An 18765-nucleotide genomic window follows, 5' to 3' on the forward strand; every position below is an offset into this window, starting at 1 on the left:
CGGAGAAGGGTGCTGAACGAAGTGAGGACGACCATGAAATTCCCGATCAGGACGCTCGTCACATGGCCGCTGATGCTGGCGGCGATGTGGCTCGCCGGCTGCACGACCTACGTGCAGACGCAGGTCACTGCATTCTCCGACTGGAGCGGCAGCGACGCGACCCGCACCTACGCGTTCACGCGCAAGAGCGAGCAGCAGAACAGCATCGAGCAGACGACCTACGAGACGCTCGTCGCCAACGAACTCGCGAAGTACAACTTCCGTCAGGCGCCCGAGGCGAGCGCGAACTATCAGATCGCGATCGCCTATTCGGTTCGCGGCGACATGGTGACCGTGCGTCAACCGGTCTACTACGATCCGTGGCCGATGTACGGTCCGTGGGGCGCCGGCCCATACTGGGGCGGACCGTGGGGCGGGTGGGGGCCGTACGGTTCGTGGGGCGCGACGGGTTACGTCGATCAGAGCTATCCGGTCTATACGCACGCGCTGCAGATCCGCATGAACGACCGCAAGACCGGCCGCGAGACGTACAAGGTGACGGCGGTGAACGCGACGGGCGATCCGTCGCTGTATCAGGCGATGCCGTATCTCGTGCGCAGCGCGCTGGCGGACTTTCCGCTCGGTAACGGCACGGTCAGAACGGTGACGCTGCCGGTGGACAAGAGCGGCGGCATGTCGAACGAGACGGCCGCGTCGGCCGGACCGAACGAGCGCAGCGTCGCACCCGCGCCCGCAGCGAAAACCGTCGATTGATCGGGCCGTCGCATCGACGCGAAAACGGCATCGGAATTTTTTGCCGTCATGCGCAGTGAGCATTGCCTTTTACGGCTTCGGGAAATGTTTCAAACACGCCCGCCGCCCTTGACTAAACAGGGAAATATCGCGGCGGCGCCGGGCCGCAATATATGCAGCTTCGGTCAATTAGCGATATATTCCCGGGATGACAAAATCGTGTCCGCCCAATCCTGAAGCCGTTCCCGAGCCCACCACATGGGATGCGCGGCTCGCACGCCGTCTCGTCACGCCGCTCGTCGGCACGCCGGTAACGCCCAACCATCTGACCACGCTGCGCCTCGCCATCGGCTTGGCCGGAGCGTGGTATCTGTCGCTCGGCCAGTTCTGGATGTGCACGCTCGGCGCGCTTCTCATCGCGCTGTCGAATTTCGTCGATCACACCGACGGCGAACTCGCGCGCATCAGCGGCCAGTCGAGCAAGATCGGCCATTTCTACGATCTCGCGTGCGATGCGCTCGTGACCGTGCTGCTGTTCCTCGGCATCGGGTTTTACGTGGCCGTTCATCATCCGTCGATGATCGTGCCCGCGCAATGGCTCGGCGGCATGGCGGGCGTGGCGGTTGCGCTGATCTTTTTCCTGCGCATGCGTATCGAATCGATGATCGGCAAGTCGGGCACGAAACAGGCGTCGTTGGCCGGATTCGAAACGGAAGACGTGCTGTATCTGCTTCCGCTCGTGACCATTCTGAACGGCATGACGCCGTTTCTGATCGCCGCGGCGATCGGCGCGCCGCTCTTCGCCATTTATGTGGCGGTGGACTATCAGCGCGTCGTCGCGCAGACGAAACGCCGCGCGCAGGCCACGCATGCAAAAGACGACAAAGATTTCCAGGCGGTGAGATGAGCGATACGGCAACTCCGGAGAGCACGCTGACACAACCGGCGCAGACGGCGACGACCGCGCGCCCGTCGAAGCGCGATATCGATTCGACGATGAACGCGCGCCTCGCCGCGCTGCAGACGCCGAAGCTGCGCGACGAGTACGGCCAGCAAGGCTCGTTTCTCTATATCGAAGACTTCCTGCCGCGCGACTACACCGAGCGGCTGATCGCCGCCGTGCACGACGTGATGCCGTCCGTGAACCGCAACTATCTGCCGGGGCACAAGGCGGGCGGCAGCGTGAGCCGTCACACGCTCGACAAGCTCGCGCCGTTCATCGCCGACCTGTATCGATCGGAAGCGCTCATCAAGTGGCTGGAATCGATCACCGGCGACAAGCTGCAACTCTCGCCGGAGGACGATCCTCACGCCTACGCGCTTTACTTTTACACGAAGCCCGGCGACCACATCGGCTGGCATTACGACACGTCGTATTACGATGGCCGCCGCTACACGCTCCTGCTCGGCGTGATCGACGATTCGTCCTGCAAGCTCGATTACGAACTGCACACGAAGAATCCGGCGGTTCCCGATCAGCCGGGCTCCGTGCAATATCCGCCCGGCGCGTTCGTGTTTTTCGACGGCGACAAGCTGCGCCATCGCGTCACGCCGCTCGGCGAAAACGAGATGCGCGTGTCGCTCACGTTCGAGTACGTGACGAACCCGAACATGCGTCCGTTTCAGCGCTTCATCTCGAACATGAAAGACTCGATCGCGTATTTCGGATTCAGGCAGGTCTTTCGCCGCAAGGGCGGCAAGAACGGACAGGCATGAGCCGCGCGGGCACATTCCTGCTGTCGGTCGGCGTGGTGCTGTTCATCGCGCTGCTCGGCTGGCAAGGCTTCGGTTCGGTTGCATCGACGCTGGCCGCGGCGGGCTGGGGATTGATCGCGGTCGCGGCGTTTCACTTCGTGCCGCTCGTCGTCGATGCCGGCGCGATCAGCGTGCTCTTCTCCAGCAAGGAACGCGACGTGTCCCTGCGCGACGCCTTGCTCGCGCGCTGGGCCGGCGAATCGGTCAATAGCCTGATGCCCGCGGGCCAGATCGGCGGGCCGATGCTGATGGTCCGCTATCTCGCGCAGCGCGGCATGCGCGCGCGCGACGCGGCCGCCGTCATCACCGTCAGCACGACGATGCAGACCGTCGCGCAACTGATCTTCGCGCTGATCGGCGTCGTGCTGCTGACAGGCTATGCGGCGGGCGGCTCGTCATCGACGGTCACGATCGCCGTGCTCGCGGTGATCGGCGTGATCGGTCTGATGATCTTCGGTTTCTATCTCGCGCAGCGGCGCGGTCTCTTCGGCCGCGCGATGCGCTTTGCGTCCGGCATCGCCGCGAAGTTCTCGGCGAAGCGCGACTGGTCGTCGCTCGTCACGCGCGCCGAAGCCGTCGACGCCGCCGTCCACGAGATGTATCGCGAGCGCGGCAAGGTCGCGGCGAGCTTCGGGCTGAGTCTCGTCGGCTGGATCGTCGGCACGGGCGAAGTGTGGCTTGCGCTGCATCTGCTCGGCCATCCGGTCGGCTGGGCGGAAGCGTTGCTGCTCGAAAGTCTCGGCCAGGCGATTCGCGGCGCGGCCTTCGCCATTCCCGGCTCGCTCGGCGTGCAGGAAGGCGGCTATCTGCTGCTTGCGCGTCTGGTCGGCTTGCCGCCGGAAGCGGCGCTCGCGCTGTCGCTTGCTAAGCGCGCGCGCGAACTGCTGCTCGGCGTGCCGGGCATCGTCTATCTGCATTTCGTTGAAAAAGGCTGGCAGCGCCGCCGTCTCGCGCGCGTGCCGGATATCGACTGACCCACCCACGAAGGGAACACAAGCATGCGCGCAATTATTCTTGCGGCCGGGATGGGCTTGCGCCTCGTTCAGCCCGAAGGCCAGCAAAAGCCGAAGTGTCTGCTGCGCTTTGGTGATGCATCGTTGCTCGAACGTCATCTGCACTTTCTGAAAGCCGCGAACGTCGATGAAGTCGTCTTCGTGACCGGCTTCAAGAGCGAGCAGATCGAGGCGGAGCTTGCGGCGATCGACTGGAAGCCGAAGACGGAAATCGTCGTCAACGACGAATTCACGCTCGGCAGCGTGCTGTCCGTGCACACCGCGCGCGACGCGATGACGCGCGGCGGCGACGTCCTCCTGATGGACGCCGACGTGCTCTACGACGAACGCATCTTCGAGCCGCTCGTCGCGGGCGGCTCGTTGAATCGTCTGCTGATCGATCGCGATTTCGAAGCCGGCGACGAGCCGGTGAAGCTGTGCGTCGAGAACGGCGTGCCGGTCGAACTGCGCAAGCAGGTCGCGGCGGGGCTGAAGTACGACACGATCGGCGAATCTGTCGGCTTCTTCCGCTTCGATCACGCGACGGCCACGCGCCTCGCCGAAATCTGCGCCGATTATGTCGCGACGGGCCGCGCGAAGATGCCGCACGAAGAAGCGGTGCGCGACCTGTTGCTGGAAAAGTCCCACGCGTTCGATATCGCCGATGTGACCGGCGCGCCGTGGATCGAAATCGATTTTCAGAACGACGTGAAGCGCGCCGCGGACGAAGTGTTGCCGTCGCTCAACGCGCTGCGTCAGTTTGCAGGAGCCTCGCAACAATGAACGCACCCACGCAAATCCCGGTTGGCTACTCGCGCACGCTGCGCCTGCGCGAAATGCTGCAAAGCAACCGCCTCGAATTCCTGATGGAAGCGCACAACGGCATTTCGGCGCGCATCGCGAAGGAAGCCGGCTTCAAGGCGATCTGGGGCTCGGGCCTGTCGATCTCCGCGCAATTCGGCGTGCGCGACAACAACGAAGCGAGCTGGACGCAGGTCGTCGACAACCTCGAATTCATGGCCGACGCAAGCGATCTGCCGATCCTGCTCGACGGCGATACCGGCTACGGCAACTTCAACAACGTGCGGCGTCTCGTGCGCAAGCTCGAGCAACGCGGCATCGCGGGCGTGTGCATCGAGGACAAGCAGTTTCCGAAGACCAACAGCTTCATCAACGGCGAAGCGCAGCCGCTCGCGGATATCGACGAGTTCTGCGGCAAGATCAAGGCGGGCAAGGATTCGCAAAGCGATCCGAATTTTTCGATCGTCGCGCGCGTGGAAGCGCTGATCGCCGGCTGGGGCATGGAAGAGGCGTTGAAGCGCGCCGAAGCGTATCGCCAGGCGGGCGCGGATGCGATTCTCATCCACAGCAAGCTCTCGAAGCCCGACGAAATCCTCACGTTCGCGCGCGAATGGGCGGGGCGCGGTCCGCTCGTCATCGTGCCGACGAAGTACTACAGCACGCCCACCGATGCGTTCCGTCAGGCGGGCATCAGCTGCGTGATCTGGGCGAATCATCTGATTCGCGGCGCGGTTTCGGCGATGCAGGCGATCGCGAAGGAAATCCACGACAGCGAGACGCTCGTCAACGTCGAGGACCGCATCGCGTCGGTGAACGAGATTTTCCGTCTGCAGGACGCGGACGAATATTCCGCCGCCGAGAACATCTACCTGAGCGCGGCCAACGAGAAGCGCAGCGCGATCGTGCTCGCCGCGAGCCGCGGCGCGGGCCTCGAAGCGCTGACCGAAGCGCGTCCGAAGGTGATGCTGCCGGTCGCCGGCAAGCCGCTGCTGCGCCATCTCGTCGAGGCGTTCAAGAAGGAAAGCATCAACGACATCACCGTGGTCGGCGGATATCGCGCCGATGCGATCGAGAAGGGCGGCATCCGCCTCGTCGTCAACGAGAAGCACGAAAGCACGGGCGAACTTGCGTCGCTCGCGTGCGCCGTCCAGCACATGAACGGCGACACTGTGATTTCCTACGGCGACCTGCTGTTCCGCAGCTACATCCTGCGCGATCTGGTCGAGTCGGACAGCGACTTCTGCGTGGTCGTCGATTCGTCGCAGACGCTACAGGCGGGCGCGGCGGCAACCGATTTCGCGTACTGCTCGACCGCTGACGACCGCGCGCTCTTCGGCCAGAAAGTGTGGCTCGAAAGCGTGGTCGGCGCGGGCCAGACGATCGCCGATGGACGCGCGCCGCAAGGCCGCTGGATGGGCCTCGTCAAGGTGCGCGCCGCTGCGCGCGAACGCCTGCTCGCAACGCTCGGCACGCTGCAGCAACGCGCCGATTTCGACACGCTCGACACGGCCGCGCTTCTCAACGCGCTGATCGCCGATGGCCAGAAAATCGAAGTGCAATACGTGCACGGCCACTGGCGCGGCGTGAACGATCTCGACGATTTCCGTCGCGCGGGCGATTTCGCGCACGGTCAGACGCCGATCGGCTCGGAAAGCACGGAGAACGCGCGTGATTGAGGCCGCCCAGTTTGTCGAGGCGGCGCGCGAACGAGGCTTCGACTGGTATGCGGGCGTGCCGTGCTCGTTTCTGACTCCGTTCATCAACTACGTGTTGCAGGACGAATCGCTGCATTACGTGTCGGCGGCGAACGAAGGCGACGCGGTCGCGCTGATCGCCGGCGTCGCGTTGGGCGGCGGGAAGAAGCGTCGCGGCATCGCGATGATGCAGAACTCCGGTCTCGGCAATGCCGTAAGCCCCCTGACGTCGCTCACGTGGACCTTCCGTCTGCCGCAATTGCTGATCGTCACGTGGCGCGGCCAGCCGGGCGTCCACGACGAGCCGCAGCACGCGCTGATGGGCCCCATCACGCCGCAGATGCTCGAGACGATGGAAATCCCGTGGGAGCTGTTCCCCACGGAAGCCGGCGAGATCGGCCCGGCGCTCGATCGCGCGACCGACTACATGGACCGCACGGGCCGGCCGTACGCGCTCGTGATGCAAAAGGGCAGCGTCGCGCCTTACGAGCTGAAGAAAACCGGCTTGTCCGGCGTGCGCGTCAATGCGAATCCGGCGAGCGTGCAGCGCTTCGAAGGCGAGCGCGTGACGCGCCACGACGCGCTGCAAAAGGTCATCGCGAAGACGCCGAAGGATGCGACGGTCGTGGTCGCATCGACCGGTTTTTGCGGACGTGAGCTGTACGCGATCGACGACCGCGAGAATCAGCTCTATCTCGTCGGCTCGATGGGCTGCGTCACGCCGATGGCGCTCGGCCTCGCGCTTTCGCGTCCGGATCTGACCGTCGTCGCCCTCGATGGCGACGGCGCCGCGCTCATGCGGATGGGCGCGTTCGCGACGCTCGGCGCATACGGCCCGTCGAATCTCGTTCACCTGCTGCTCGACAACGGCGCGCACGAATCGACGGGCGGCCAGGCGACGGTGTCGCGCGAAGTCGATTTCGCGTCGATCGCATCGGCGTGCGGCTATGCGCTCGCGCTCGACGGCGACGAAATCGGCGTGATCGATCGTCTCTTCGAAGCGAAGGATGTCGGCGGCGTGCGTTTCGCGCGGCTGTCGATCAGAACCGGCACGCCCGCCGACTTGCCTCGTCCGAAAATCACGCCCGAGGATGTACGCGCGCGCCTGCAACAACACATAGGAGGCCGTTGATGCTGCTGCTCAATCCGGGCCCTGTCACGCTGAGCGAACGCGTGCGCAAGAGCCTGCTGCAAACCGACTTGTGCCATCGCGAGCCGGAGTTCTTCGATCTGCAGGACGAAGCGCGCGAGCGTCTCGTCGCCGCTTACGCGTTCGATCCGGCCGTGTGGAGCGCCGTGCTGATGACCGGTTCGGGCACGGCAGCGGTCGAAAGCATGATCGCCGGGCTCGTGCCGGAAGGCGGGCGGCTGCTCGTCGTGGAAAACGGCGTGTATGGCGATCGCATCGCGCAGATCGCGAAGCAGTACGGGATCGATCACGAGGTCGTCAAATACGAGTGGATGCAGGCGCCGGACATCGACGCGATCGTCGGCCTGCTCGACACGAAGAAGTTCAGCAATGTCGCGATCATTCATCACGAAACGACGACCGGCCGCCTGAACGCGATCGATGAGCTTTCGCGCGCGTGCAAGGAACGCGGCGTCGGTCTGTTGCTCGACGCGGTGAGCAGCTTCGGCGCCGAAGCGATCGATTTCGCGGGCGGCGGCATCGCCGCGATTGCCGCGACCGCGAACAAGTGCCTGCACGGCGTGCCGGGCGCGGCGTTCGTCATCGCGCGTCGCGATGCGCTGGCGCAGGCCGCGAGCCGCAACTATTACCTCGGCATCGCGCGCCTCGCGAAGCTGCAGGACGAGCGCAACACGCCGTTCACGCCGTCGGTGCATGCGTATTACGCGCTCGTCGAGGCGCTGCGCGAGTTCGAGGAAGAAGGCGGCTGGCGCGCGCGGCATCAGCGTTACGCGAAGCTCGCCGAACAGGTGCGCGCGGGGCTGGCTGCGCTCGGCATCGAGAGCGCGTTGCCGCCGGAAGAGTCGTCGGTGGTGTTGCGTGCGTATCGGCTGCCGAAGGGCGTCACGTATGAAACGCTGCACGACGCGCTCAAGGCGAAGGGCTTCGTGATTTATGCGGGGCAGGGCGGCCTGTCGAAGGAACTGTTCCGCATCTCGACGATGGGCGCGCTCGACGCGAACGACATGGATCGCCTGATTTCGTCGTTCGTGACGCTGCTGCGCTGATTACAGCTTGCAGAAAATCGCCGTGATGAAGGGCGCGACGTGGCGCACGACCGCGTCGCTGCCCGCCGCGCGCACTTTCTGCTCGACCTCGGCGTCGCCGCCCCAGACGACCGCGCCGTATGCCGCATCCCCGATCGGCTCGCCCTTGCCCTGCCTGAAGAGCGGATCGTCCTTCTGATACGCCACCAGCGCGTAGACCTTGAATCCATATGCCGTCAGCGTCGCGCCTTTCGCCGCGCGGAACGCGTTGATCGAGTTCGGCTCGACGCGCATCGGCTTCTTTTCCAGCAGATTGTTTTCTTGCAGCGGCGCGATGAAAGCGTGCGGCGTCGACTTGCAATCGAGTTGCGCATCGAGCGCTTCCGCGTGGGCGAGCGCGGCCAGCGACGCGAGCGTCATCGGCAGAACAAAGCGAACGAGTCGGGCAGCGATCATGGCGAAGCAGCGAACGTAACAGCCAGCACTTTAACGAGATTGCAACAAAAGTGCTCATTCCGTCGAGTGGATCGTCGCGGCTTGCGTGACGCTACATACAAAAACGCCCTTCGAAGGAAGGGCGTCGGTTGCGCGGATTCCTGAACGCGTCAGGCCGCCAGTTCCAGCTTCGCCGTGTTGCGCGTGTCGCGCGCGTGCACGCGCTTGCCGGCCGCGTAGGTCTCGAAGACCGCGCGATCGTCGCCGAGCAGCGCGAACGCGAACAGCAGTTCTTCCAGTGATTCGGTGCGCGACGTCCGGCGCGCGAGCAGCGGCGTCGAGTTCGGATCGAGCACGACGAAATCCGCCTCGCTGCCGGGCGCGAGCGTGCCGATCCTGTCGTCGAGTTCGAGCACTTGCGCGGCGCCTGTCGTCGCGAGCCAGAACATGCGCGTCGCGGTCAGATGATGGCCGGTGAGACGCGCGATCTTGTGCGCGGCGCCCATCGTCTGAAGCATGGAGAAGGACGTGCCGCCGCCGACATCCGTCGCGAGCGCGACCGGCATGTTTGACTCGCCAGCTTTCTCGAAATCGAACAAGCCGCTGCCGAGGAAGAGGTTCGAAGTCGGGCAGTGCGATGCAACCGAGCCCGTTTCCGCCATGCGCGCGCGGTCCTTGTCGTCGAGATGGATGCAGTGGCCGTACACCGCGCGGCGACGCAGCAAGCCGTAGTGATCGTAAATGTCGAGATAGCTGCGATGTCCCGGAAACAGGCTCTCGACCCATTTGATCTCGTCGGTGTTTTCCGCGACGTGCGTCTGGATGAACACGTCGTTGTGCTTTTGCGCGAGCACGCCGCATGCTTCGAGTTGGGCTTCCGTCGATGTCGGCGCGAAACGCGGCGTCAGCGCGTACTGCTGACGGCCGCGCCCGTGCCAGCGCGCGATGAGTTCGGCGCTGTCGTCGTAGCCGGATTGCGCCGTGTCGCGCAGAAACTCGGGGCAGTTGCGGTCCATCAGCACCTTGCCCGCGATCATGCGCGTGCCGCGCGCTTCGCTTTCAGTGAAGAACGCATCGGCGGATTGCTTGTGAACCGTGCAGTAGACGAGCGCGGTCGTCGTGCCGCACGCGAGCAGCTCGTCGATGAAAAAGCTCGCCGTCTCGCGCGCCACGGCGGGATTCTCGAAGCCGCGCTCGGTCGGAAACGTGTACGTGTTGAGCCACGGCAAAAGGCCCGGCGCGGGCGACGCGATCATGTCCGTCTGCGGATAGTGGATGTGCGAGTCGATGAAACCCGGCACGATCAGCTTGTCGCGCATCGTGTGGACGGTCGCGTCGGCGGCGAGCGTGTCGCGCAGCGACGCATACGCGCCTGCCGCGACCACTTTGCCGTCATCGACGACGAGGAGGCCATCGGCCTCGTACACCGCGCCGTCGGCGGCATGCGCGGGGTCCTCGCGAAAGGTCAGCAATTGGGCGCGGTAGGCGGTCTGAGTCATGGTGCAACGTCTCCGTATCTGATGTTCAAAGCTGCGAAAGCAGGACTAACGAGAAAGCCGCGATGATCCACATCGCCGGCTTGATCTCACGCGCGCGCCCGGTCGCCGACTTCAGCACGACGAACGCGAGAAAGCCGTACGCGACGCCATCGGTGATCGAGTACGTCAGCGGGATCAGGATCATCGCGAGGAACGCGGGAATGGCTTCGTCGAAGCGATGCCATTCGATCTTCGTGATCGCTTCCATCATGAACACGCCGACGAGCACGAGCGCGGGCGCGGTCGCGATCGCCGGCACGAGCGACAGGAGCGGCGAAAGGAACAGGAACGGCAGGAAGCACAATCCGGCGACGACCGCGACGAGACCCGTGCGTCCGCCCGCCGAAATGCCCGCCGCCGATTCGATGTACGCGTTCGCCGGGCTCGTGCCGAGCGGCGCGGAAATGAGCGCGGAGAAGGAGTCGACCATCATCGACTGGCGGATGTTGCGCGGATTGCCGTCCTTGTCGTAGAGCTTGCCGGCTTCCGAAATCGCCATGAACGTGGACAGCGCGTCGAAGAACGACGTGAACAGCATCACGAAGATGAACGGCCAGTAGATGACCTTCAGCGAGCCCATCAGATCGAGCTGCCCGAGCGCCGAAAAGTCCGGCGCGGCGAAGAGGCCGTTCCAGTTGACGAGCGTTTTCGTGGCGATGGCGGCGGGCCAGTACGCGGTGCCGTCGCCGTAGAAGCGGCCGATCGGAATCGCGATGATCGTCGTGAACACGATGCCGAGCATCAGCGCGCCCGTGACCTTGCGCGCGACGAGAATCGTCGTGACGGCGAGGCCGATCAGAAACGTGACGACCACCGGATTGAGCGACGCCGAATGCACGATCGTCACCGGATCGCCGACGACGAACTTCGCGTTGACGAGCCCGATCAGGCTGATGAAGAGTCCGATGCCGCACGAGACCGCGTGCCGCAGATTCGCGGGAATCGCATCGACGACGAGCTTGCGCGCGTTGAACGCCGCGAGAATCGCGAAGATCACGCCGGACCAGAACACGCAGCCGAGCGCGGTCTGCCACGGCATCTTGCCGCCGTGAACCATGACGAACGCAAAAAGCGCGTTCATGCCCATGCCGGGCGCGACGAGCACCGGATTGCGCGCATACAGGCCCATCGCGCAGCTGCCGAGAAAGCTGACGATGACCGTGGCGGTGAGCGCCGCCGGAAACGGCACGCCCGCCGCCGACAAAATGCCCGGATTGACGACGATGATGTACATCGCCGTGAGGAACGTCGTGATGCCCGCGACGATTTCCGTCTTCGTGCGCGAGCCGGCCGCGCGAATGCCGAAGAATCGTTCGAGCGCGGTGCTGTCTTGTTGTGTTGTTGCGGTTGTTTCCATCGTGCTTGCTTACTGCTTCCAGTGCTGATCCAGGCGCGCGACCATCGCGTCGCGTTCTTCTTCGGTGACGAACGAGGCTTCGAGGCTGTTTTTCAGCAGCGTGTAGACCTCGTGATCGGTGAGCTTCAACGCATCGACGATCGCGAAGTAATTCGCGTTGACGTAGCCGCCGAAGTACGCCGGATCGTCGGAATTGATCATCACCGCGACGCCCTGATCGAGCAGATCCTTCAGCGTGTGCTTCGTCATGTCGTCGAATACGCAGAGCTTGATGTTCGAGAGCGGGCACACCGTCAATGCGATGCGCGCATCGGCGAGACGCGCGACGAGCGCCGCGTCCTCGATGCTGCGCACGCCGTGATCGACGCGATCCACTTTCAGCAGATCGAGCGCTTCGTAGACATACGACGGCGGTCCTTCTTCCCCCGCATGCGCGACGAGCTTCAGACCGCGTTCGCGCGCTTTCGCGAACACACGCTCGAATTTCGACGGCGGATGGCCGCGTTCCGACGAATCCAGCCCGACGCCGATCAGCCGATGTGCGTACTTGTCGAACAGCGGCAACGCGCTGTCGAAGGTGGCGAGCGCGTCGTCTTCGGACAGATGGCGCAGGAAGCAGAGAATCAGCTTGCTCGACAAGCCGCGCTTCTCGCCTTCCGCGAGCGCGGCGTCGATGCCCGCGACGACCGTTTCGATCGGCACGCCGCGTTCCGTGTGCGTTTGCGGATCGAAGAAGATTTCCGCATGCACGACGTGATCCGCGAGTGCGCGTTCGACGTAGGCCATCGTCATGTCGTAGAAATCGTGCTCCGTGAGCAGCACGCTCGCGCCCGCATAGTAGATGTCGAGAAACGACTGCAAGTCGGTGAACGCGTAAGCCGCGCGAAGCGCATCGATCGAGTCGTACGCGAGCTTCACGTTATTGCGCTTCGCGAGCGCGAAGATCAGTTCCGGCTCTAGCGACCCTTCGATATGGATATGCAACTCGGCTTTCGGCGCGTGCGCAATCTTGTCGGCGAGTGTGGGATTCATTTGGGCTTTTGAGTTTTGGGGCTACAAGTTCGCCTGTGGGTCAGGCGGTCTGTTGCGACGACGCATGGCTCGAAGCGTTGGCTTCGACCGCCTGCAGCAGTTGGGCTGCCGCTGCAACGGCGATCACTTCGGGCGCTTTGTCGACGATGCCGTCGATGCCGATCGGACACACCATCCGCGCGATGCGCGCCGGGTCGATGCCGCGCGCCGCGAGCCGATGCTCGAACTGCTTCTTCTTCGTGAACGAGCCGATCATGCCGAAGAACGCAAAGTCGCCGCGCCGCAGGATGCATTCGGCCAGCGCGAGATCCACCGTGTGGTTGTGCGTCATCACGATGAAGTACGCGTTGGGCGGCGCATTATCGACAGCTTCGTCGGGCGCGTCGGTCGGCTCGATCGTCACGTTATCGGGCACGAACTGCGGTGCGGGAAATGCCGCATCGCGCTCGTCCACCCAGGTCACGTGACACGGCAGCGTCGCGAGCACGCGCACGAGCGCCGCCCCGACATGGCCCGCGCCGAACAGCACGACCTGAAAGTCGTTCGGTGCGATGGTCTCGGTCAAAAGCGCGCCGCGCTCGTCGAAACCGGCGCCGTCCCACAGCAGGCAGTCGGCGTCGGTCGCGCCCGGTTCGGGATCGGAGAGCATCACCGCATCGCGAAGCTCGGGATCCGGCGCGAAGGAAACGCTGCGCACGGTCGATAAACCTTGCGCGGTGCGCTTGCCGAGCGTCGTCACCCAGTTCAGATCCGCGACGTCGAGCCGCTCGAATGCGAGCACGACGGCGCCGCCGCAGCACTGGCCGAGGCTCGGGCCGAGCGCGAAACGCTCGAGTCTGCGCATGCGCGGGCTGCGCATGCCGTCCTTCAGCACTTGCCGTGCGGTTTCGATGGCCTTCCATTCCAGATGGCCGCCGCCGATCGTGTAGCGCGCGTCCTCGCGGGTGACGATCATCTTCGTGCCCGGCTCGCGCGGCGCGGAGCCTTCGACACGCGCGACCGTCACGAGCACGACGGCGTCGCCGTGCGCGAGCAGGTGTTGCAGGTCGTTCAGCCAAACTTGCATCGAGTGAGCTCCGGAAGTGATCGGGTTTGTGCGGGGTTTGCGCGGATTTGCGTCGTCGCAGACGCTAGTTTACCGGGCGATGGACATCCCATCGGCCAGCGAGAGAAAAGCGGGAAAAGCGCGCACACGCAAACGCGTGCGAGCGCATAGGAATAGGGCGCAGAGCCGAAGGGAAGCGGATGGTTTGCGTTGTCATGATTCAGGAAGACATTGCGGACCGGGCGCGCGTTACGCGGTTTCCGTTCGTTTCATGCGTTACCGTGAAAAAAACCGGTTGCCTTTGAGCGAAGCGGACTGCGCGCACGTAGATCGCCATCCAGACACGACCTTAACACCGCAATATCCCAAAAACATTGCGGCAGACGTATCAAGATTATGCGGATGCGCTGATGCGGGAAAGAGAAAGCGCGCAAAGCGCGATGAAGCGGGGAAGGACGGGCGGCGCGGACGGCCGCCCGGAACACATTACCGGACGGTCGAGCGCAGTTTGCGCTTGAATCGCAGGCTGGCCGCGACGAGCACGAAGATCAGCGCGAACGCGATCAGCGACCACTGCGGCAGCGAGAGTCCGAGGATCGGCGGATACGGCGTTTCGCACAGACCGGCGACCTTGAACACTTGCGGCAGCCAGCTTGCGGGCGGCAGGCCGTCGACGATCGGTTGCAGCGCGTCGAAGCCGCAACTGAAGCCGGGATGCGACTGCACATAGACGTGGCGAATCGCGGTGATGAGACCGCCGAGCGCCGAAATCGCGACCAGCGTCTCTAAAAGCGCAATGCCGCGCCAGTTGCGGAATGCCGCGCCGAGAAACGCGAAGATCGCGATCAGCACGAAGAAATAGCGCTGGATGATGCAAAGCGGGCAGGGATCTTCGTTATGGAAGAACTGCAGATACAGCGCACCGCCGACGAGACCGAGACTGACCAAACCGAGCAGCACGAGCAGGCGGCGCTCGCGGCGCATCACCCGGTCGTCCTGATGCATCGTGAAGTGATGTAAAGAGTTGTTCATTATTTCGCGACGATTCGAGAAGGAAGCACCTGAGTTGCGCGGGGATCGCGGGGAATTCTAGCGCGAACGCCCGGTGCGCAAAATCAGCCGCGACGATTGGCCGAGTTTCCCGGCCCGTTCAGCGCGTCGTTTCCAGCACCGCTTCGACCGCCCGTCCGATCGACAGCAACGTGTCGTCGGAGTTCGGCGCGCCCGCGAGCATCAGGCCGACGGGCGCCTCGCCGCGCGGATGGCAGGGGAGCGAGAGCGCGCAGGCATCGAGAAAATTGAACGCGGTCGGATTGCGCAGGATCAGCGCGTTGGTGCGCGTGAAGGCGTCGTCATCCGATTCGAGATCGGCGATGCGCGGCGGCAGCACCGGCACCGTCGGGCAGAGAATCGCGTCGAAACGTTGCCAGAGCGTCGTGCGCGCGGCTTCGATCATCGCGGCGCGCGCCTCGCACAAGTCGATGTAATCCGCCGCGCTCGCCGCTTCGGCGCGTTGCAGGCGCGCCAGCACGCGCGGATCGTAATCGGCGCCGCGCTCGGCCATCAGCTTGCGATGCCACGCATACGCTTCGATCGCGACGAGCGGATAGCGATTGATCTCCGGCAGACGATCGAGCGGCGCAAAGCGCACGTCTTCCACGAGCGCGCCGGCCGCCGCGAGATGATTGACGGCTGCGGCGACGGCGCTGGCGACGCTCGCCTCGACGCCATCGGTGACGTAGTTCGTCAGCACGCCGAGGCGCACGCCTTCGAGCGGGCGCGTCGCGGGCACACCGGGATCGCGCCCCGCGAGAATCCGGTCGACGAGCGCGCAGCATGCGACCGACACGCCGATCGGACCGAACGAATCGAGCGTTTTCGACAGCGGCACGCCGCCTTGCTTCGGGATGCGGCTCGCGGTCGGCTTGAAGCCGGTGAGGCCGCACAGCGCGGCCGGAATGCGGATCGAGCCGCCGGTGTCGGTGCCGAGCGCGACGGCTGCCATGCCATCGGCGACCGATGCCGCCGCGCCCGACGACGAGCCGCCCGCGATGCGCGCGTCGCCCGGCACGTTCGCGCGCCACGGCGAGCGCGGCGTGCCGTAATGCGGATTGAGCCCGAGGCCCGAGAACGCGAACTCGCTCATGTTGGTGCGCCCGACGATCACCGCGCCCGCACGGCGCAGGCGCGCGACGGTCACGGCGTCGGCGCTGGCGGGCGCGTTGTCGGCGAGCGCCTTCGAGCCGGCGCGCGTCACCTGGCCTTCGACATCGAAGAGATCTTTGATCGACACAGGAATGCCCGCGAGCGGCGAGAGCACGGTCCCGGCGCGGCGCAGCGCGTCGTGCGCATCGGCGGCGGCGCGTGCGTGATCGGCATCGACATGCAGGAAAACGGTCGAGCCCTGGCCCGCCGGGTCGGCGATCCGTTCGAGCGCCGTCTCGACGAGCGCGCGGCTCGTCGTGCGGCCGCTTTTCAGATCGGCGGCGAGTTGGGCGAGAGGGGCGAACTGCGGCGAAGTGGTCGGCATGGCGTCGGGCAGTGGCGTCGCCGTCTGCGAGAAGCCGGCAATGCCCGGCGCTTCGCATCGGCAGTGAGTGGATGGACGCCGCAGCCGAAAGCCGGGGCGTCCAAGGTGGCTGTCATTCTAAGCCACCGACGCCGATCGAACACCGCTCAGATCGTGCGCGAGAAGCGCCGCAGACTCGATTGACCCAGATAGCGGTCGAATACCGATGCGACGTTGCGCACCAGCATGCGGCCAGCGGGCAGCACGCGGATCGCGTCGCGCGAGAGATCGATGAGGCCATCGCCGGCCATCGGCGCGAGGCGCGCGAGTTCGTCGGCGAAAACGGCGGGGAATTCGATGCCGTGCGCGTTCGCGACATCGTCGAAGCGCAGCTCGCCGCCGCACATGAGACGCATGATGACGTCGCGGCGCAGTGCATCGTCGGCGGACAGGCGCACGCCGCGCGCGATGGCGAGCCGCCCCGCGTCGATTGCCGCGGCATAGTCGGCGAGTTCGCGGGCGTTCTGCGCATAGACATCGCCGATCTTGCCGATCGACGACGCGCCGATGCCGATCAGATCGCAATCCGCATGCGTGCTGTAGCCCTGGAAGTTGCGCTGGAGCGTGCCGGCTTCGAAGGCGCGCGCGAGCTCGTCGCCGGGCAGTGCGAAATGATCCATGCCGATGTACACGTAGCCCGCGTCGCTCATGCGCCCGATCACGCGCTCGAGAATCGCGAGACGCACGGCCGGTGAAGGCAGCGCGCTTTCGTCGATCTGCCGCTGCATCTTGAAGAGTGCCGGCATGTGCGCGTAGCCGAACACGGAGACGCGATCCGGTTTCAGATCGACGATCGCGTCGAGCGTGCGCGAAAAGCTTTCGACGCTCTGATGCGGCAGGCCATAGATCAGATCGACGCTCACCGACTTGAAACCGTTCGCGCGCGCGGCGTCGAGCACGGTTTCGGTCATTTCGCGCGGCTGAATGCGATTGACGGCGCGCTGCACGCGTTCGTCGAAGTCCTGCACGCCGAGGCTCAGGCGGTTGAAGCCGAGTTCGCGCAGCAACGCGACGGTTTGCGCCGACGCCTCGCGCGGATCGACTTCGATCGAATATTCCGCGCGCTCGTCGGAAACGAGATTGAAGTGCTCGCGCGTTGCGGACATCAGCTCGGCCATCTCGTCGTGCGAGAGGAAAGTCGGCGTGCCGCCGCCCCAGTGAAGCTGCGTCACCGGGCGCGACGTATCGAAAAGCGCTGCTTGCAGCGCCAGCTCGCGCTTCATGCGATCGAGGTACGGGCGAGCGTGCGCGCGATTCTTCGTCGCGACCTTGTTGCAGCCGCAGTAGAAGCAGACGGTGTCGCAGAACGGAATGTGGAAGTAGAGCGAGAGATCGGCGTTCGCGTTGGACTGGCTCGCGGCTTCGCGATAGTGCGCGGCGTCGAAGGAATCGGTGAACTGGACGGCGGTCGGATAGGACGTGTAGCGCGGACCGTGCGCGTCGTAGCGCGCGAGCAGGTCGGGGCGAAAGAGCGGGGCGGCGGGAGTCATGGCGGACCTCGGGGGGAACGTCCGAGTGTAGTCGGACGATGCGCGCGAACATTGCGTGATAAGGTCGCAGCCCAACGGCAGCATTTGACGAACCGCAATGAAGAGGCATGAGAAAATGCCGGTTCTCTTTGCGCTGTTCAGTCACGCCATGTCGATCGATTCTTCGCCCCATGCCTGCCGCCAGGGCTGCGGCGCCTGTTGCATCGCGCCGTCCATCTCGAGTCCGATTCCGGGAATGCCGGATGGCAAGCGCGCGGGCGAACGCTGCGTTCAATTGGGCGACGATCTGCGCTGCAGGATTTTCGGCGATCCGCGCAGGCCGGCGTGCTGCGGCGGATTGCAGCCTTCGCACGAGATGTGCGGCGAGACGCGCGAATATGCGCTGACGTGGATCGAGCGGCTCGAAACAGCGACGCAGCCGACGCAACTGTCGTGACGATCGACAGTCCAATTCGCGGACCGCGCCGAAGACGGCGCAGATTCGAAGAAGAACACTGGAGGATCAAGCATGACGGAACCCGTCGCGCCGCTGCGGCGCCGGTTCGTGCGGGCAGGGCTGATGGCGCTGCCCGCGCTCGCACTCGCATCGAAGGCCCACGCGGCCTCGAACTCGATATTCCCCTTCATTCCGGATCACTACACATTCTCGACGCAGCAGGTGCAAGCCGCCGTCGCGCGCAAGTTCCCGCTGCAACGCACGGCTTCGCAGATTTTCGACGTCGTCCTGAGCAATCCCGTCGTCGGGATGGCGCCGGATCGCAATCGCGTGACCGTGCGCGTCGATGCGCGACTTTCGACGCCGTTCATGCCGAATCCCGTGATCGGCGCGTTCACGCTCTCGACGCAGCTCGGCTACGATGCGCCGAGCCGTTCGGTCAATCTCGTGTCGCCGTCCGTCGACGATGCGCAGTTCACGGGCGATGCCGCGCAATATAACCAGCAGATCGCGTCGGTCGGCGCGCAACTCGCGGCGCAATTGCTCGACCGCTATCCGATCCACACCTTCAAGCCCGAGGAGCTCCAGTTCGCCGGGGTGTCTTACGAACCCGGTACAATCACAGTCCTTACAAACGGCATACGTGTGCAGATTGTCGAGAAGTGAATCGAAATCGCTGCGCAATGTGCATCAAAACCTACGGCTACACCGCGA

At 64.7% G+C, this 18765-nt stretch carries 18 protein-coding genes; 10 read left to right on the forward strand and 8 right to left on the reverse strand.

All coding sequences use genetic code 11. The features are described from left to right. Positions 1-33: 33 nt before the first annotated feature. The 8 genes from NCS03_RS04040 (at position 34) to NCS03_RS04075 (ending at position 8170) form a co-directional block, all read left to right on the forward strand. Positions 34-753, forward strand: coding sequence for a DUF4136 domain-containing protein (locus tag NCS03_RS04040; protein WP_051079049.1), 720 nt, complete (start codon positions 34-36; stop codon positions 751-753). Between the two features lie 187 nt (positions 754-940). Continuing rightward, positions 941-1639 (forward strand): CDP-alcohol phosphatidyltransferase family protein, encoded by a 699-nt coding sequence (locus NCS03_RS04045; protein ID WP_008350908.1) that lies wholly within the window; start codon positions 941-943, stop codon positions 1637-1639. Next, a complete protein-coding gene (locus NCS03_RS04050; RefSeq protein WP_008350907.1) occupies positions 1636-2448 on the forward strand; it encodes a HalD/BesD family halogenase in 813 nt (270 codons plus the stop codon). Before NCS03_RS04045 ends, NCS03_RS04050 begins: the two co-directional genes overlap by 4 nt. Beyond that, positions 2445-3461: a flippase-like domain-containing protein gene (locus tag NCS03_RS04055; RefSeq protein WP_008350904.1), complete on the forward strand. Its 1017-nt coding sequence runs from the start codon at positions 2445-2447 to the stop codon at positions 3459-3461. Before NCS03_RS04050 ends, NCS03_RS04055 begins: the two co-directional genes overlap by 4 nt. Before the next feature lie 24 nt (positions 3462-3485). Next, positions 3486-4262, forward strand: a complete 777-nt coding sequence (locus NCS03_RS04060; protein ID WP_008350902.1) for a phosphocholine cytidylyltransferase family protein — start codon at positions 3486-3488, stop codon at positions 4260-4262. Continuing rightward, a complete protein-coding gene (aepX, locus tag NCS03_RS04065) occupies positions 4259-5956 on the forward strand; it encodes a phosphoenolpyruvate mutase (protein ID WP_008350901.1) in 1698 nt (565 codons plus the stop codon). The genes NCS03_RS04060 and aepX overlap by 4 nt, the downstream gene beginning before the upstream one ends. Then, positions 5949-7106 (forward strand): phosphonopyruvate decarboxylase, encoded by a 1158-nt coding sequence (gene aepY, locus NCS03_RS04070; RefSeq protein WP_250528789.1) that lies wholly within the window; start codon positions 5949-5951, stop codon positions 7104-7106. The genes aepX and aepY overlap by 8 nt, the downstream gene beginning before the upstream one ends. Continuing rightward, positions 7106-8170, forward strand: a complete 1065-nt coding sequence (locus NCS03_RS04075; protein ID WP_250528790.1) for a 2-aminoethylphosphonate aminotransferase — start codon at positions 7106-7108, stop codon at positions 8168-8170. Before aepY ends, NCS03_RS04075 begins: the two co-directional genes overlap by 1 nt. Here NCS03_RS04075 and NCS03_RS04080 read toward each other — a convergent pair whose 3' ends face one another. The 8 genes from NCS03_RS04080 to hemN form a co-directional block, all read right to left on the reverse strand. After that, on the reverse strand, positions 8171-8605 hold the full coding sequence (locus NCS03_RS04080) for a hypothetical protein (protein WP_008350894.1): 435 nt from the start codon (positions 8603-8605) through the stop codon (positions 8171-8173). It lies immediately after the preceding gene. A gap of 149 nt (positions 8606-8754) precedes the next feature. Continuing rightward, the gene (guaD, locus tag NCS03_RS04085) at positions 8755-10083 is read right to left on the reverse strand and encodes a guanine deaminase (RefSeq protein ID WP_034471346.1); all 1329 of its coding nucleotides are present in this window, start codon (positions 10081-10083) and stop codon (positions 8755-8757) included. Positions 10084-10108: 25 nt separating this feature from the next. Then, a complete protein-coding gene (locus NCS03_RS04090; protein ID WP_008350890.1) occupies positions 10109-11479 on the reverse strand; it encodes an NCS2 family permease in 1371 nt (456 codons plus the stop codon). Between the two features lie 9 nt (positions 11480-11488). Next, the gene (locus tag NCS03_RS04095) at positions 11489-12511 is read right to left on the reverse strand and encodes an adenosine deaminase (protein ID WP_250528791.1); all 1023 of its coding nucleotides are present in this window, start codon (positions 12509-12511) and stop codon (positions 11489-11491) included. Positions 12512-12551: 40 nt separating this feature from the next. Continuing rightward, positions 12552-13577 carry a xanthine dehydrogenase accessory protein XdhC gene (gene xdhC / locus NCS03_RS04100; RefSeq protein WP_008350887.1) on the reverse strand — a complete coding sequence of 342 codons (1026 nt, stop codon included), beginning with the start codon at positions 13575-13577 and terminating at the stop codon, positions 12552-12554. Between the two features lie 465 nt (positions 13578-14042). After that, positions 14043-14561, reverse strand: coding sequence for a disulfide bond formation protein B (locus NCS03_RS04105; protein ID WP_033536679.1), 519 nt, complete (start codon positions 14559-14561; stop codon positions 14043-14045). A 145-nt stretch (positions 14562-14706) separates the two neighbouring features. Further along, the gene (locus NCS03_RS04110) at positions 14707-16086 is read right to left on the reverse strand and encodes an amidase (RefSeq protein WP_008350885.1); all 1380 of its coding nucleotides are present in this window, start codon (positions 16084-16086) and stop codon (positions 14707-14709) included. A gap of 146 nt (positions 16087-16232) precedes the next feature. Then, entirely contained in the window at positions 16233-17615 is a 1383-nt protein-coding gene (gene hemN, locus NCS03_RS04115) for an oxygen-independent coproporphyrinogen III oxidase (protein WP_250439320.1), read from the reverse strand. Positions 17616-17763: 148 nt separating this feature from the next. Here hemN and NCS03_RS04120 point away from each other — a divergent pair, with 148 nt between their 5' ends. Together NCS03_RS04120 and NCS03_RS04125 are read left to right on the forward strand one after the other, a co-directional pair. Beyond that, complete coding sequence (locus NCS03_RS04120) at positions 17764-18051, forward strand: YkgJ family cysteine cluster protein (RefSeq protein WP_250439322.1); 288 nt, start codon at positions 17764-17766, stop codon at positions 18049-18051. Between the two features lie 72 nt (positions 18052-18123). Next, positions 18124-18717: a DUF1439 domain-containing protein gene (locus tag NCS03_RS04125; RefSeq protein ID WP_250528792.1), complete on the forward strand. Its 594-nt coding sequence runs from the start codon at positions 18124-18126 to the stop codon at positions 18715-18717. Positions 18718-18765: the final 48 nt, after the last annotated feature.

The organism is Caballeronia sp. ATUFL_F1_KS4A, from assembly GCF_023630905.1.
In the GTDB taxonomy this organism is placed as follows: Bacteria; Pseudomonadota; Gammaproteobacteria; order Burkholderiales; family Burkholderiaceae; genus Caballeronia; species Caballeronia zhejiangensis.

Excerpts from the sequence above, each read along its gene's own strand:
- NCS03_RS04040 (WP_051079049.1), top strand. The coding sequence starts at position 34 with ATGAAATTCCCGATCAGGACGCTCGTCACATGGCCGCTGATGCTGGCG.
- NCS03_RS04045 (WP_008350908.1), top strand. The coding sequence starts at position 941 with ATGACAAAATCGTGTCCGCCCAATCCTGAAGCCGTTCCCGAGCCCACC.
- NCS03_RS04050 (WP_008350907.1), top strand. The coding sequence starts at position 1,636 with ATGAGCGATACGGCAACTCCGGAGAGCACGCTGACACAACCGGCGCAG.
- NCS03_RS04055 (WP_008350904.1), top strand. The coding sequence starts at position 2,445 with ATGAGCCGCGCGGGCACATTCCTGCTGTCGGTCGGCGTGGTGCTGTTC.
- NCS03_RS04060 (WP_008350902.1), top strand. The coding sequence starts at position 3,486 with ATGCGCGCAATTATTCTTGCGGCCGGGATGGGCTTGCGCCTCGTTCAG.
- aepX (WP_008350901.1), top strand. The coding sequence starts at position 4,259 with ATGAACGCACCCACGCAAATCCCGGTTGGCTACTCGCGCACGCTGCGC.
- NCS03_RS04075 (WP_250528790.1), top strand. The coding sequence starts at position 7,106 with ATGCTGCTGCTCAATCCGGGCCCTGTCACGCTGAGCGAACGCGTGCGC.
- NCS03_RS04080 (WP_008350894.1), bottom strand. The coding sequence starts at position 8,605 with ATGATCGCTGCCCGACTCGTTCGCTTTGTTCTGCCGATGACGCTCGCG.
- guaD (WP_034471346.1), bottom strand. The coding sequence starts at position 10,083 with ATGACTCAGACCGCCTACCGCGCCCAATTGCTGACCTTTCGCGAGGAC.
- NCS03_RS04090 (WP_008350890.1), bottom strand. The coding sequence starts at position 11,479 with ATGGAAACAACCGCAACAACACAACAAGACAGCACCGCGCTCGAACGA.
- NCS03_RS04095 (WP_250528791.1), bottom strand. The coding sequence starts at position 12,511 with ATGAATCCCACACTCGCCGACAAGATTGCGCACGCGCCGAAAGCCGAG.
- xdhC (WP_008350887.1), bottom strand. The coding sequence starts at position 13,577 with ATGCAAGTTTGGCTGAACGACCTGCAACACCTGCTCGCGCACGGCGAC.
- NCS03_RS04105 (WP_033536679.1), bottom strand. The coding sequence starts at position 14,561 with ATGCATCAGGACGACCGGGTGATGCGCCGCGAGCGCCGCCTGCTCGTG.
- NCS03_RS04110 (WP_008350885.1), bottom strand. The coding sequence starts at position 16,086 with ATGCCGACCACTTCGCCGCAGTTCGCCCCTCTCGCCCAACTCGCCGCC.
- hemN (WP_250439320.1), bottom strand. The coding sequence starts at position 17,615 with ATGACTCCCGCCGCCCCGCTCTTTCGCCCCGACCTGCTCGCGCGCTAC.
- NCS03_RS04120 (WP_250439322.1), top strand. The coding sequence starts at position 17,764 with ATGTCGATCGATTCTTCGCCCCATGCCTGCCGCCAGGGCTGCGGCGCC.
- NCS03_RS04125 (WP_250528792.1), top strand. The coding sequence starts at position 18,124 with ATGACGGAACCCGTCGCGCCGCTGCGGCGCCGGTTCGTGCGGGCAGGG.